The 13,464-nt window shown below is 62.9% G+C and carries 13 protein-coding genes; 3 read left to right on the forward strand and 10 right to left on the reverse strand.

Annotated elements, in window-relative coordinates:
* Nucleotides 1-562: 562 nt before the first annotated feature.
* From HALO32_RS14645 to HALO32_RS14670, 6 genes are all read right to left on the reverse strand, one after another.
* Nucleotides 563-1,210 carry a DUF4760 domain-containing protein gene (locus HALO32_RS14645; protein WP_151444645.1) on the reverse strand — a complete coding sequence of 216 codons (648 nt, stop codon included), beginning with the start codon at nucleotides 1,208-1,210 and terminating at the stop codon, nucleotides 563-565.
* A 421-nt stretch (nucleotides 1,211-1,631) separates the two neighbouring features.
* The gene (locus HALO32_RS14650) at nucleotides 1,632-2,513 is read right to left on the reverse strand and encodes an MOSC domain-containing protein (protein WP_151444646.1); all 882 of its coding nucleotides are present in this window, start codon (nucleotides 2,511-2,513) and stop codon (nucleotides 1,632-1,634) included.
* 30 nt (nucleotides 2,514-2,543) lie between these two features.
* A complete protein-coding gene (locus tag HALO32_RS14655; protein WP_151444647.1) occupies nucleotides 2,544-2,753 on the reverse strand; it encodes a GDCCVxC domain-containing (seleno)protein in 210 nt (69 codons plus the stop codon).
* A gap of 74 nt (nucleotides 2,754-2,827) precedes the next feature.
* Nucleotides 2,828-3,184 (reverse strand): hypothetical protein, encoded by a 357-nt coding sequence (locus HALO32_RS14660; protein WP_151444648.1) that lies wholly within the window; start codon nucleotides 3,182-3,184, stop codon nucleotides 2,828-2,830.
* Nucleotides 3,185-3,408: 224 nt separating this feature from the next.
* Nucleotides 3,409-3,795 carry a hypothetical protein gene (locus HALO32_RS14665; RefSeq protein ID WP_151444649.1) on the reverse strand — a complete coding sequence of 129 codons (387 nt, stop codon included), beginning with the start codon at nucleotides 3,793-3,795 and terminating at the stop codon, nucleotides 3,409-3,411.
* Nucleotides 3,796-3,943: 148 nt separating this feature from the next.
* Nucleotides 3,944-5,023 (reverse strand): NAD(P)-dependent alcohol dehydrogenase, encoded by a 1,080-nt coding sequence (locus HALO32_RS14670; RefSeq protein ID WP_151444650.1) that lies wholly within the window; start codon nucleotides 5,021-5,023, stop codon nucleotides 3,944-3,946.
* A 194-nt stretch (nucleotides 5,024-5,217) separates the two neighbouring features.
* Between HALO32_RS14670 and HALO32_RS14675 the strand changes: the two genes are divergently transcribed.
* The gene (locus tag HALO32_RS14675) at nucleotides 5,218-6,111 is read left to right on the forward strand and encodes a DMT family transporter (RefSeq protein ID WP_151444651.1); all 894 of its coding nucleotides are present in this window, start codon (nucleotides 5,218-5,220) and stop codon (nucleotides 6,109-6,111) included.
* On the opposite strand, the gene HALO32_RS14680 is transcribed toward HALO32_RS14675, so the two are convergent.
* A complete protein-coding gene (locus HALO32_RS14680; RefSeq protein WP_151444652.1) occupies nucleotides 6,108-7,538 on the reverse strand; it encodes an esterase/lipase family protein in 1,431 nt (476 codons plus the stop codon). The genes HALO32_RS14675 and HALO32_RS14680 overlap by 4 nt on opposite strands.
* A 240-nt stretch (nucleotides 7,539-7,778) precedes the next feature.
* Between HALO32_RS14680 and HALO32_RS14685 the strand changes: the two genes are divergently transcribed.
* Nucleotides 7,779-8,519 carry a Mut7-C RNAse domain-containing protein gene (locus HALO32_RS14685; RefSeq protein WP_151444653.1) on the forward strand — a complete coding sequence of 247 codons (741 nt, stop codon included), beginning with the start codon at nucleotides 7,779-7,781 and terminating at the stop codon, nucleotides 8,517-8,519.
* Between the two features lie 212 nt (nucleotides 8,520-8,731).
* Nucleotides 8,732-9,682, forward strand: a complete 951-nt coding sequence (gene thpD, locus HALO32_RS14690; protein ID WP_151444654.1) for an ectoine hydroxylase — start codon at nucleotides 8,732-8,734, stop codon at nucleotides 9,680-9,682.
* An 85-nt stretch (nucleotides 9,683-9,767) separates the two neighbouring features.
* Here thpD and HALO32_RS14695 read toward each other — a convergent pair whose 3' ends face one another.
* The 3 genes from HALO32_RS14695 to HALO32_RS14705 form a co-directional block, all read right to left on the reverse strand.
* The gene (locus HALO32_RS14695) at nucleotides 9,768-10,541 is read right to left on the reverse strand and encodes an enoyl-CoA hydratase-related protein (RefSeq protein WP_151444655.1); all 774 of its coding nucleotides are present in this window, start codon (nucleotides 10,539-10,541) and stop codon (nucleotides 9,768-9,770) included.
* Between the two features lie 264 nt (nucleotides 10,542-10,805).
* Entirely contained in the window at nucleotides 10,806-11,654 is an 849-nt protein-coding gene (locus HALO32_RS14700) for a 3-hydroxybutyryl-CoA dehydrogenase (RefSeq protein ID WP_151444656.1), read from the reverse strand.
* Between the two features lie 169 nt (nucleotides 11,655-11,823).
* On the reverse strand, nucleotides 11,824-13,455 hold the full coding sequence (locus HALO32_RS14705; RefSeq protein WP_151444657.1) for an acyl-CoA synthetase: 1,632 nt from the start codon (nucleotides 13,453-13,455) through the stop codon (nucleotides 11,824-11,826).
* Nucleotides 13,456-13,464: the final 9 nt, after the last annotated feature.

Raw genomic sequence — 13,464 nt, forward strand, 5'->3', positions numbered from 1 at the left:
GTCCTCTGCCAGGGGAGAGATGAAGCGACTTGCCATGCTGCCGTCCTAAGCTGAAATCCTATCGGCACTATGCATGAAAATATCTGCCTAGTCACTTAAATCGATAAATGTCTGGATATCTGGGTTGGGTCGGTATTGTACAAGAATGTGCGGCTGGGATTGCTTAAGCAGGGCAAGGTACGCCACGGACACAGCCATCAGCGTGACTAACGGACTAACGAAATAAAAGACTGTCTGGGCCGAGATAATCACGCCTTCGCCTCCATAGAAACCATTAATCTGACAAATAATAACAATAGGACTAAATGATCCAAGATTGGATAAAAGAAGATAGATTATTATCATACTACCTGAAGAAAATGCAATAGTATTTCCCTTTATTATTGTTTTTCATTTTTCTGAATTTAACCTATTAAGGCCGCTTTCTGTCAGATTCTAACTATACTCATCAACATATACTAACATTCTGCGTTCGGCCAGGAACGGTCATTGAGATTTTCCTGACGTATAACGTTTACATTAACCGTCGCTGGCTTTGCCGGCGTCCGAATTTAATGCATCGTTAGGCTACCGGCCCCTTTCCTGGCACCGTCTCTTCAGCTTTCTCTTTTAATTCGGTTGCAAACTCTTCGGTAGAGGGGTAAGTCCTTGCTCCCCCAGCTGCTTTCCGAAAGTCAGCAAGCAAATAGTGGCCCTTTTCGGGAGAAATTAGATAAACGAATTGCTCGTATATCATGTCTTTATCAGCAACATTATGCCTCGCTGCTGAAAGTATCGTTTCGAGGCTGTTTAGATATGTGATCACAGACCACCTGATCTCAGATGACTCTCTTTCTGACACATCTATTTTCTCGCCATCGTACTTCTGTTCAGCTTTCCTTACTTTGGCTAACGCCGGTGGTAGAGCACCCAAGAAAAGACCATAATGCTTTGAGTCGACGCTAAATGGCTCCTGGGCGTAAAGGCATTTTGATTGTTCAAATGTTAGTGATTCTGCAAACTTTCTCGCAGCAGCGCTATTATCCGTAAGTGTTGAATCCCAATGGCACAGTAGATCTATTGCTTTTTCGCGGCGGGATCGCTCATGATCCGATTCCAGTGATTTTAGGGCGAGTCTGAAAGAGGATTTTGACCAAAAACATTGCCAGAAAACCCCTAGAACACCCATAGCACCTATTGCGCTGCTTATCGCTATTACTGTCTGCTGCATTGAGATATCCTTGATTTCGTTGCCTAACACCAATTATAACGCTAGCTGCATATCCCCAAAGAAAGTGCTTGCTGCCTTTGCCAGTATGGCCGCTTTGGGTCGTAAGCTGCCCTCCGACCAATATATAGACGAAAACATCCCATCGGCCCCGAAAATGACGGGTGTGGGCCTATATTCCCGATCACGAGGCACGCTACCGCCAGGAAGGCGCGCAAGGGGCTGCCATCCTGGCCGTTGCGGGATATCAGCGTCGCCATCCCTGCGAACATCGAATCACTTCACGTTAGCAAGGATTCCTTCGGGTTGTATCACTGGAGCCTTATAAAAAGGTCGTAGGGTTCTGGTGCCAATGGCTGGCAGGCCTCAAGTGGTCGAGAGGTCTCGAAACCAAGGCGCGGCTGTCATGAGGAGATAGCCTGCTTTACGGCAGGTCGTGCGCGTCTGCCCTCGGGGTGGTCGTGGGTGACCTTGGCGCCAGCGTCTCGCCGACGGCGATCGTCCGGCCCTCGCCCGCCAGCAGGATGGCGTTCTGCCCGAAGTAGCCGCCGGGCGCCAGGCGGGTGTTCATCTGCACCAGGGTGCCAAGCGGCTCGCCGGGCACGGTGATCGCGCCGGTCGCCTGGTCGACGGTGGTGATCTTGCAGCGCTGGCAGGGCTTGCGCAGGCCCAGCCGGACCGCGCCCTCGTGGAGGGAAAGCTCGCCCCAGCCGTTCTCGGCGAAGGGCTCGGCGGCGTCCACCACGATGCTGGGCCGGAAGCGCTCCATGGGCACCGGGGCGAGCCCCTTGGTCTCGAGCACCCGGTTGACCTCGGCCAGCGAGGCCTCGGAGACCACCAGGAAGGGATAACCATCGGCGAAGGCCGTGTGGGCCTGTTCGCCGGGCGCCAGGAAGTGGGGCTCGACGTTGCGACGCTGGTCCGAGGCGAAGCGCACCAGCCGCAGGCCGCTGCCCTTGTAGTCGCCCAGCACGGCGCCGAGCCAGGCAGAGGCCTCTGCTCCCTCGTCCAGTGCCTGGCACTGGTCGTCCCAGACATAGACGGGCAGCCGGGGCTGGTCGTCGCGTTGAAGCGGGATACGCAGGGGCGCCGCCCCGGGATGCGACAGCATCAGCGCCTCGTCGTCGAGGTGCACGACGATCCGCGCCATCTGGGGCAGCTGGCGCTGGGTGACGAAGCGACCGATATCGTCGACTACCATCCATTGGCGGTCGTAGGGCAAGCCGCAAACGCCCAGCTCGGCCTGGTCGAGCGTGATGCCGCCCAGCGACTTTACCGGGTAGATATTGAGCCGAGTGATCTTCAAGGGAGTCTCCTGTCGCCGGCGCGGGTGGCCTCAGCCACACCCCTGCCCCTGCTGGATGGGCGGGCAGGGCACGCTGCCATAGGAGCAGAACACGCAGCAGTCACCGGGCCTGGGCTTGAGCAGGCGATGACACGCCTCGCATTCGTAGAAGTGCTGGCAGGCGTCGGTGGGCATCGTCTCGGTCCTGGTGTGCCCGCATTCGGGGCAGGTGAGGGTCGATTCCCGGATGACCTTGCTCATTGGCGATTCCTCCATGCCAGCCGCCACTGGCAGCTATGTGACAAAGGCTTGTCCTGCGGCCTGCCGGCAGGTGCTTACAGTCGCTGGGTCTCGATGACATAGCCGATGATCGGAAAGCCTGCCTCGCGGGCGGCCTTCTCGGCTTCGAGCTGGGCTTCGATCTTCGAGATGCTGGAGGATACGTGTTCGAAGACGCTATCCATCTCGAGCTGCTTGGTACGCACGGCCAGCTTTACCAGGTGGCCCGTCTTCGGCGCGCCGCCCGGCTTACTGCGCTGTTCCCTGGGCTTCGCCTGGCCTCCGGCGTCTCCCGGCCATTCGGGGGGTGTGGTTGAGGAAGCCGCCTTGCGTCGTGTCTCCTCCTCGTTATCCATGAAGCTGTTGATCTCGCGACGCATCTGTTGCTCGAATTCGTTCAATTCCGATTCCATCGTGTCTCCGTCTACTGCAGTAATGAAGGGATTGTATCAGAACTCGCGCGGTTGCCATCCCCTTCGACCACAACCTGCATAGCGCTGGTCAGTGAGTCCTCGCCGCGGCGACGAACGGGGTTCCGCAAAGAGCGGATATCAAGTGCTTTCTTATATAAGGAAAGAATCAAGCCAAGCTGATGAAGCGGCTCCACCTCGCACTCCTGAGCCCTGATGCTGGCAATCTAGCGCGCCCAACTCGAGGACCAATCATTTGCAAGTTCCGATCTGCAGGCATGCGCTATCCCGAGCGCCTTGCTTTTCAATTGTTCCCCCGACTCGAGCTCTTCCCCGAAAGCAATCATGGCGCTGGTAATCTCATCCTTCTCCACCATTCCCATGACCCCCCAGTAGAGCTCCCAGAACCGTCTTGCGTCGGCTTCAGGGCCATTTCCGCTATTGGCAATCCTGGAAGCCGTTTCAACTGCCTCCTCACACCATGCCAACTTTCTCTCCAGATAGGGTTTTGCCGCTTCGATCTCCTGTACACGCACAAACTTGACAATGCCAAAAGCCAGCGCCAAGACAGCCACCAGCGTTGATACTGTCTTTAGATTCAATTCATTTATCATGGTTATGGCCGCTTTCTACTTGTCGGGTTCCGCGTGGTTGCTCGTTCACACCACCACGGCAAACCAGAAAAGACCGCCGATAACGGCAATCACTACCGCAATAGCGGAACCGGAGGCCCATCGCGACGTTGGAAGATAATTCTGGCGGTCACAATACCTCGAGCGCTACCTTGAGCACGCCATCGCGCTGATGAGAGAAGAGATCATAGGCGTCGACGATCTTCTCCAGCGGGTAGCGATGGGTGACCATGGGGCCGAGGTCGACGCGTCCGCTATCGATGATCTGCATCAGCCGGCGCATGCGCTCCTTGCCGCCGGGGCACAGCGAGGTGACGATGCGGTGGTCGCCCAGGCCCGCGCAGAAAGCGTCGAGCGGGATGGTGAGGTTCTCGGAATAGACGCCGAGGCTCGACAGGGTACCGCCGGGCTTGATGACGCGCAGCGCCTGTTCGAAGGTCTGCTGCAACCCCAGCGCCTCGATGGAGGCATCCACCCCGCGCCCGCCGGTGAGCTTGAAGATCTCGGAGACCACGTCCACCTCGCGGAAGTTGAGCGTGACGTCGGCGCCCATCTTGCGGGCCATGTCGAGGCGCTCGTCAACGCCATCCACGGCGATGATCAGCCCCGCGCCGCGCAGCCGGGCGCCGGCGGTGGCGCAAAGCCCGATGGGCCCCTGGGCGAAGATCGCCACGCTGTCGCCGATCTTGATACTGGCGGATTCGGCGCCAGCGAAACCGGTGGACATGATGTCCGGGCACATCAGCACCTGGTCGTCGGTGAGGCCATCGGGTACCGGCGAGAGGTTGGCCTGGGCATCGGGCACGCACAGGTACTCGGCCTGGGCGCCGTCGATGGTGTTGCCGAAGCGCCAGCCGCCCATGGGCTTGTAGCCGTGGGCATGGTGGCCGCCATCCTGGGAACTGCAGCCATCCTGGCATGCGTAGGAGGTGAAGCTCGGGCAGATGGCGCCGGCGATAACCCGCTGCCCTTCCTGATAACCCTGCACGTTGGCGCCGAGCTTCTCGATCACCCCCACCGGCTCGTGCCCCACGATCAGGCCCTTCTCCACTGGGTACTCGCCCTTGAGGATATGCACGTCGGTGCCGCAGATGGTGGTCGTGGTCACCCGGACCAGGGCGTCGTTGGGGCCGATATCGGGAATCGGGCGGTCGTCGATCTCGATGCGGTTGGGCTCGACGAAAACGGCGGCTTTCATCATGGCGGGCATGGTGGACTCCTGGTACGTGGGGAAAAGGTGCCCTTCAGCTATAGCAGGCGTTCAGCACTCCTGCCCTTGATACGCGTCAATATTCTGCTGCGGTGCCGTATTCGCCCTCCGTGACGTCTCGGCTTCCCATGGCCCCTTAGCCACCGTAACCTTCGGGTTCACCCGATCGCGCCCTCGCTATTCAAGGAACCGGAATGTCACCCGCCGATACCCTGCGCCTGATGCTGCTCTCCTCGCTGTGGGGTCTGTCGTTCATCTTCATGCGGGTGGCGTCCCCCGAGTTCGGCCCGGTGCCGCTGGTCCTGGTGCGCATGGGGGTGGGCGCGGCGTTGCTAGTGCCATTGCTGCTCAGCGTTCGTTACCTCAGGCTGGTTCGGGAGAATGCCGGCAGGCTCTTCGTGCTGGGCTTGATCAACCATGTGCTGCCCTTCTCGCTGCTGGCGCTGGCCACCACCCGCCTGGAAGCAGGCTTCACCTCGCTGATCAACGCCACCACGCCGATCTTCACGGCACTGCTCGGGGCGCTGTTCTTCGCCACACCCATTCAGCGTCAGCAGTACCTGGGACTGGCCATGGCCCTGTTCGGCGTCTATGTGCTCTCGGCCGATCGGCTGGACTTCGCCCTGGGCGGCGACGGCTGGTTCATCCTGGCCGTACTGGGGGCGACCTTCTGCTACGGGGTAGCCGGCAACTACTCGAAGACCCGCCTCGCTCACCTGCCGGTGCGGGTACTGGCCGCCGGCAGTACCAGCATGTCGGCGCTGATCCTGCTCGTTCCCGGGCTGCTGCTATGGCCCGCGGAGCCGATCAGCGGCCTGGCGTGGGCCAACGGCCTGGCGCTGGCGGTGCTCAGCACCACGGTGGCCTTCCTGCTCTACTTCGGGCTGATCGCCAGCGCCGGCGCCACGGCCACCTCCACGGTGACCTTCCTGGTGCCGGTCAGCGCCCTGGTGTGGGGCTACCTGCTGCTGGGCGAGCGTCTCAGCCTGCAGATACTGATCGGCATGGCGATCACCCTGGTCGGCACCGCCATCGCCACCCGCATGCTGCGCCTCAAGCGCGCGGCATCCAGGGCCGACAGCGCCTAGGCGCCTGCCCGCCGCTCATTCAGCCGGAAGACATTGGCGGCCTGGGAGCGGTGCAGGCAGATATCCACCAGCAGGGTGCGATGGGGCTGGAAGAACTCCGTCAGCTGGGTGTCGTCCAGTTGGAGGTCGTCGATGTCCTCGTCGGCCAGGGTGCGAAAGCCTACCGGGGTATGGCGGGCCGCCTGTTCGTCCTCCTCGAGCATGGGCTCGGCGGTGATCGACATGCCCAACTGGGTGCCGGCCCGGGCGACAGCGTCATACAGCCGTGCAGTGTCGATATACAGGCTGCGCAGCGAGGGATCCGCCTGGTAGGCATGCACCTTGCGGATCGCCTCCTCATGGATGGTGCGGGCCAGGCCGCCGCCGTCCGACCGGTTGGCGCGGGGATCATAGAACTCGATCAGGTAGTCCTCGACGGGCACGTCGAACTGGTCGTGCACCCGCACCACGGTATTCTGGAAGCCGGGTTTGCCGCGGCGCTCTCCGGGTTGACGGGTCAGCTGCCGATTGGCCTGCTCGCACTCGTCGCAGAAGGCGTCGAAGTCGGCGTCCTGGATGCCCAGAGCACGCTCGATCAGATCCAGCGCCCCACGCCTTGCCTGGCTCAACTGGCTGAAGGCGTCGTCGAGCTTGATCGCCGAATGATGCAGGCCGTCGAGAATGCGAAAGGCGGTGCGCCCGATGGAGGGCCGGTACTCGACCACCTCCGGCACGGTGACCCGGATTTCCTCGTGGCCTTCCTGCCGGAGCGCCTCGCGGAAGGCGATGCGCACCCGTGCACAGTTCAGGTTGGCAGTGGAGAGACGCACCGTGCCGTCGCCGCCCTCCTCGTTGGCCACCGCCCGGATGCCGCCATAGCCAGTGTTGCCGCACAGCACGGTGCACAGCACGCGCCCCGGGGCGTACATGCCATCGTCCTCGCCGAAGCGGTCACGCATGGCCAGCTCCCAGCTGTAGGGGCTGGCAAGCTCAAGGCCACGCAGGATGCCGGCCCCGGTCTCCAACGCCGCCTGGCCGGCCTGGCGGCTGAAGAAGCCGTTGGCGACACGCCCCAGCATCGAACGACCGAGATGGGCCAGCGGCGAACCGAAGTTGGCCGGGGCCAGCATCACCAGGTGCTTGACCGGGGCGGCGTCGGGGGAAAAGTGGCGCGCCAGCCAGTCACGGATCACCAGGCCGCCGGTGGAGTGGACGATAACGTCCACACTGGCGGCGTCGCGCGGCAGGCCATGTTCCGTCCAGGCGCGATCCAGGGCGGCCACCAGGTCATCGAAACGCAGGGCGTCGTCCTTGGAGAGGTAATCACCGATGGCAATGCGCTGGATTCGCTCCGCACCCAGGCGACGGTGGAGGTGTCCGGCCAGCCGTTCGAAGGAGCTGCCTTCGTCGTTCCAGCCGTGCAGCAGAATCAGGGGACGTTCACTCATGGGATAGCCTCCCGCTTTCAGCGCCGCCCCCGCCGGGGCGTCTCGGCCCATCCAACGGCGCTTCGCGCCAATCACTACTGAATAGCGTAGTCGCTCGGCCAGCAAGCGGTGCAGGCCAGATTGTCATGCTTCTCGTCGACAGTGGTCCGGCACAAGAGGCCGGCCTATCGGTTCGGCGCGATCAACGGATAGCGTAGAATCAAACAGGGAAAGCGCAACAGAGGGTCTTCGAGACACGCCATGGCCAGCGCCGATTTTCGATTCCATGACCGCTTGATCGACTTCCTGCCGCCGGCGTCACGCGACGGGAACATTCCCCGTGATGTGTCGCGCCGGGCGGCCATCAAGGACGTCATCGAGTCGCTGGGCGTACCGCATACCGAGGTGGACGTCATCCTGGTCGATGGCGCCTCGGTGGACTTCGGCCACATTTTGGCCGGCGGTGAGCACGTGGAGGTCTACCCCTGGACCACTGCCCCATCGGTGGCCCGCCATCTGCGCCCTCGCCCGCCATCGTGCCCGCGCTTCCTGCTGGATGCCCAGCTGGGACGCCTCGCCCGCTATCTGCGACTGCTGGGTTTCGATTGCCGCTACCACAACGACATCGGCGACGCCGAGCTGGTCGCCCAGGCCGAGGAGCAAGGACTCATCCTGCTCACCCGCGACCGCAACCTGCTGAAGCGCAAGCGCATCCGTCTCGCCCACTACGTGCGCGCCGACGCGCCTTGGCAGCAGGTCGAGGAAGTGTGCCGCGAGTTCGACCTTGCCCCGGCCTTCGCTCCCTTCACTCGCTGCACACAGTGCAACGGGAGACTCATACCCGTCGACAAGGCGGACATCGTCGACCGGCTCGAGCCCCTGACGCGGCGCTACGTGGACGACTTCCTGCAGTGCGAGGGCTGCGGCCAGCTCTACTGGCGCGGCAGCCATGTTTCCCCCATGGAGGCGCGGGTGGAGCAGCTTCGTCAAACGCTGGCGTAGCCAGCGGAATGACCCCTTCCTGCCCCATCATGCTGCCGTGGGGCGACGGCAAGGGTTGAACTTGCGCGGCCCCGACCAAATGTGATGATGAGTAAAGCCGATACCGGACGCCTTCCTCGCTGACTACTCAGCAAGTAAAGCCGTTACTACAGGCCCTGATTTTCAAGGAGATCCGGAATACACGATTACTGACACCATCAGGAGGTTTTCCCATGGCCGATCGTTTCGATCCCTATCCTAGTCGCCTGACCGAATACCGCGCACCGATCCCCCGCAAGGACCCGGTGGTACACGCCCGCAACCAGCGTCGCTGGGAGGGCCCGCTGGATGAGGTGGCCCTCTCGCGTTACGAGCGAGACGGATTCCTGTGGTTCGACGGTTTCTTCTCGCGCGATCGCATCGAGCCGTTCTTCGAGGAACTCAAGGAGATGGCCAACGACGAGGCGTTGATGCGTTCGGAGCAGGTCATCCGAGACCCGAACAGCGGCGCCATCCGTTCGGTGTTCGGCATGCACCAGCTCTCGGAACACTTCGACCGCCTGACCCGCGACCCGCGCATCCTGGGCATGGTGCGGCAGCTGCTGGGCAGTGAGGTCTATATCCACCAGTCGCGCATCAACGACAAGTTCGGCTTCCAGGGCAGCGGCTTCGACTGGCATTCGGATTTCGAAACCTGGCACGCCGAGGATGGCATGCCACGCATGCGGGCGGTGAGCGCCTCGCTGATGCTGACCGACAACAGCGAGTTCAACGGGCCGCTGATGCTGATTCCCGGCTCCCACCGCGAGTTCGTGCCCTGCATGGGCGAGACGCCCGAGGCGAACTGGCAGGAGTCTCTCAAGGCCCAGAAGCTGGGCGTGCCCGACCAGCAGGCGCTGGCCAGGCTGGCCGAGCGCGGTGGCATCCAGGCGCCGAAAGGACCGGCAGGCTCGCTGATGCTGTTCGAGTGCAACACCCTGCACGCCTCGAACGAGAACATGTCACCCTGGCCGCGCTCCAACCTGTTCTTCGTCTACAACAGCGTGGACAATACCCTGGACGAGCCCTATGCAGCCCCGTCACGGCGCCCGGAATTCCTGGCCACCCGCGGCAATATCGAGCCGCTGACGATGCATGACGACTTCCCGGAACTCTCCGGGCAGGGTGTCAGACCGCTAGGCTGATCCGCACCGGAAAAACACCTGACTGCTGCCCATGACAACGGCCGTGGCGTTTCCGCCACGGCCGTTGTCGTTAGACAAACCAGAATCAGAAGTTGGGGTTGCGCTTCTCGACGAAGGCGCTCATGCCCTCGGTCTGTTCGCCGCCGGCGAAGCAGAACGCGAACAGGGCGTTCTCCAGCGCCAGGGCGCTGTCCAGGTCCTGGTCCATGCCGTCGTGGATTGCCTGCTTGGCGGCACGCACCGACCGCGGCCCATTGCCGCCGATCTGCTTGGTGAGTTCATCCGCATAGGCCTCGAGCTCGGCCTGGGGCATCACGCGGTTGACCAGGCCGATGCGCAGGGCCTCGTTGGCATCGATCTTGCGGCCGGTGGTGCAGAGGTCGATGGCCATGGCCGGGCCGATGCGACGCGGCAGGCGCTGGGTGCCGCCGAAGCCGGGAATCACGCCGAGCAGCACTTCCGGCTGGCCGAAGACGGCGTTGTCGCTGGCCACCGCCCAGTCGCAGGCCAGCGCCAGCTCGCAGCCGCCGCCCAGGCAGAAGCCATTGACCAGCGCCACGGTGGGCACCGGCAGGGTCTCCAGACGCTTGAAGGTATCGAGCGCCTGTCTGGCGAAGTCGCGGGCTTCCTCGGGCGTCTTGTCGCGCATCTCGGCGATGTCGGCACCGGCCACAAAGGACTTTTCGCCGGCGCCGGTGATCAGCACGGCCCGCAGGTCATCGCGGGTCTCGAGCTCAGCCAGCACGCGCTCCAGTTCGACCAGCACATCGCTGTTCAGGGCATTGAGCGCCTTGGGACGGCTGATGGTCAGGCGCACGAAGCCGGCGTTTTCTACAACCTCGATCGGGGATTCGCTCATTGGGGGCTCCTGATGGTGTTCTTGAAGGAAGACCGCCCAACCCTAGCGAACGCTTGGTTGGGCAGCAATCCCCTCTTTTGTCGGGTCAAGATTATCGCAGTTATTCATAGCGAGGCGCGCCGGGGACAAGCCGTAGGGGAGGTCCTACGCCAGGGATGGCGTCGGTAGCGTACAGGGAGGTATTCACAGCGCCTCCCCAGAGGCTTGTCGTCGGTATAGCTCCGAGCGGCCTTGCTATCTGCGATAACCCTGTTCTCGAGTAAATCAGCTATAGACGTGGAAGCCTCGGCCACTCTTGCGGCCAAGGTAGCCGGCATCGACCATGCGCTTGAGCAGCGGGCAGGGGCGATACTTGGGATCGCCGAAGCCATCCTGCAGCACCTCCATGATCGCCAGGCAGACGTCCAGCCCGATCAGGTCACCCAGCGCCAGCGGGCCCATGGGGTGAGCGGCGCCCAGCTTCATGGCCTCATCCACCGCTTCCGGGGTGGCGGCGCCCTCCTGCACCAGGAAGGCCGCCTCGTTGATCATCGGCACCAGCAGGCGATTGACCGCGAAACCGGGCGAGTCGCCCACCGGTACCGCCGTCTTGCCGAGGTCGGCGGCCAGCTTCTCGATGCGCGACACGGTAGCGTCGGAAGTCTGCTCGGCGCGAATCACCTCGACCAGCTTGAGCACCGGCACCGGGTTGAAGAAGTGCATGCCCACTACCCGCTCGGGGCGCTCGCAGACGGCGGCGAGCCGGGTCAGCGACAGCGACGAGGTATTGGAGGCGAGAATGGCCTCGTGGCTCAGGCGGCTCAGGTCGCGGAACAGCTTCTCCTTGAGCGCCGGCTGCTCGGGGGCGGCCTCGATGATCACCTCGCAGTCACGCAGGGCGTCCAGCGCGGTCGTGGTATCCAGGCGCGCCAGGGCAGCTTCCCGGTCGGCATCGCTGAGCTTCTCCTTGGTAACCAGCTTGCCCAGGCCCTTGTCGATGGCCGCCCGGGCGCGCTCGAGCTGCTCGTCGGCGACGTCGTAAAGCTTGATGTCGAAGCCGCTGGTGACCAGGACCTGGGCGATGCCCTGGCCCATGGTGCCGGCGCCGACCACGCCGATCGGTTGTTGGCTCATTGCACTCTCCTTCATAGATGTATTGTCCAGGGTCCGTTGTAGCCGGAGCCTCTAGGGGGTCAAGCCGTTCTCCGCCAGCCATCGCGATGCAAGCATCGCTCCCACAACACCCCCTTGTGCCTCAACCCAGGCTTTGCCGACCGAAGGCATCGCGATGAGGGCACCGCTGCTACTGATTGCGGGCTTCTTCGCGCAGCACGAACTTCTGGATCTTGCCGGTGGAGGTCTTGGGCAGCTCGGTGAAGATCACCGCCTTCGGCGCCTTGAAGCGCGCGAGATGCGCCCGGCAGTGGTCGATGATCTGCTGCTCGGTGACCTCGTCATAACCCACCTTGAGCTTGACGAAGGCACAGGGGACCTCCCCCCACTTCTCGTCGGGCTTGGCCACTACCGCGGCCTCCTCCACGGCGGGATGGCTGTAGATGGCATCCTCCACCTCGATGGTGGAGATGTTCTCGCCGCCGGAGATGATGATGTCCTTGGAGCGGTCCTTGATCTCGATGTAACCGTCCGAGTGCCACACGGCGAGGTCCCCGGTATGGTACCAGCCGCCTTCCAGAGCCTGTTCGGTGGCCGCCTCGTTCTTCAGGTAGCCCTTCATCACGTTGTTGCCGCGCATCAGGATCTCGCCGATGGTCTCGCCGTCCTTCGGCACCGGTTCCAGGGTATTGGGATCGGCGACGCAGAGCGCTTCCAGCATGTGATAGCGCACCCCCTGGCGGGACTTGATCTTCGCCCGCTCCTCGATGGGCAGCTCGTCCCAGGCGTCGCGCCAGGCGCAGGAGGTCACCGGGCCATAGACCTCGGTAAGGCCGTAGACGTGAGTCACGTCGATGCCGAGTTTTTCCACGCCGGCGATCACCGAGGCGGGCGGTGCCGCACCGGCGGTGGTGACCTTCACCGGATGGTCGAAGGTGCGCTTGTCCTCGGCTGGCAGGTTGACCAGGCCATTGAGCACGATGGGCGCACCGCTGAAGTGGCTCACCTGTTCGTCGGCGATCAGGTCCATGACCTTCTTCGCCTCGACCTTGCGCAGGCAGATATTGGTGCCGGCGGCGGCGGCAATGGTCCACGGGAAGCACCAGCCGTTGCAGTGGAACATCGGCAGGGTCCACAGATAGACCGGGTGGTGGGGCATCGCCCACACCAGGATGTTGCTGACGGCATTCAGGTAGGCGCCGCGGTGATGGTAGACCACGCCCTTGGGCTTGCCGGTGGTGCCGGAGGTATAGTTGAGCGAGATCGCCTGCCACTCGTCCTCGGGCAGGCGGTAGGGATAGCTCGGATCGCCCTCGGCGAGCAGCGCCTCGTACGCCAGTTCGCCGATGGTGCGGCCATCGGGCATGAACTGCTCGTCCGCCACGTCGATGATCAGCGGCTTGTTCGCAAGCTTGCTCACCGCCTCCTCGATCACGTCCGCGAACTCCGGGTCGACCAGGATCGCCTTTGCCTCACCGTGCTCGAGCATGTAGGCGATGGCCTCGGCATCCAGGCGGATATTCAGGGTGTTGAGCACGCAGCCAGCGAGCGGAACGCCGAAGTGAGCCTCGAACATCGCCGGCACGTTGGGCAGCATCGCCGCCACCGTCTCGCCGGACTGGATGCCGCGCTTCTCGAGCGCCGAGGCGAGCCGCCGGCAGCGCTCCCAGGTGGTGCCCCAGTCGCGACGGATCTCGCCGTGGACCACCGCCGGATAGTCCGGATAGACGGAGGCGGTGCGCTCGATGAAGGTCAGCGGCGAGAGCGCCACATGGTTGGCGGGGGTCTTGGGCAGGCCCTGTTCGAAGATGCTCTGGCTCATGGTGGGCTC

The sequence above is a fragment of the Halomonas lysinitropha genome (assembly GCF_902500215.1).
In the GTDB taxonomy this organism is placed as follows: Bacteria; Pseudomonadota; Gammaproteobacteria; order Pseudomonadales; family Halomonadaceae; genus Halomonas; species Halomonas lysinitropha.

Coding starts and splice junctions, on each gene's coding strand:
- HALO32_RS14700 (WP_151444656.1), bottom strand. CDS start 11,654: ATGAGCCAACAACCGATCGGCGTGGTCGGCGCCGGCACCATGGGCCAG.
- HALO32_RS14680 (WP_151444652.1), bottom strand. CDS start 7,538: ATGAGTGAACGTCCCCTGATTCTGCTGCACGGCTGGAACGACGAAGGC.
- HALO32_RS14670 (WP_151444650.1), bottom strand. CDS start 5,023: ATGCCCGCCATGATGAAAGCCGCCGTTTTCGTCGAGCCCAACCGCATC.
- HALO32_RS14645 (WP_151444645.1), bottom strand. CDS start 1,210: ATGCAGCAGACAGTAATAGCGATAAGCAGCGCAATAGGTGCTATGGGT.
- HALO32_RS14675 (WP_151444651.1), top strand. CDS start 5,218: ATGTCACCCGCCGATACCCTGCGCCTGATGCTGCTCTCCTCGCTGTGG.
- thpD (WP_151444654.1), top strand. CDS start 8,732: ATGGCCGATCGTTTCGATCCCTATCCTAGTCGCCTGACCGAATACCGC.
- HALO32_RS14655 (WP_151444647.1), bottom strand. CDS start 2,753: ATGAGCAAGGTCATCCGGGAATCGACCCTCACCTGCCCCGAATGCGGG.
- HALO32_RS14660 (WP_151444648.1), bottom strand. CDS start 3,184: ATGGAATCGGAATTGAACGAATTCGAGCAACAGATGCGTCGCGAGATC.
- HALO32_RS14665 (WP_151444649.1), bottom strand. CDS start 3,795: ATGATAAATGAATTGAATCTAAAGACAGTATCAACGCTGGTGGCTGTC.
- HALO32_RS14705 (WP_151444657.1), bottom strand. CDS start 13,455: ATGAGCCAGAGCATCTTCGAACAGGGCCTGCCCAAGACCCCCGCCAAC.
- HALO32_RS14685 (WP_151444653.1), top strand. CDS start 7,779: ATGGCCAGCGCCGATTTTCGATTCCATGACCGCTTGATCGACTTCCTG.
- HALO32_RS14695 (WP_151444655.1), bottom strand. CDS start 10,541: ATGAGCGAATCCCCGATCGAGGTTGTAGAAAACGCCGGCTTCGTGCGC.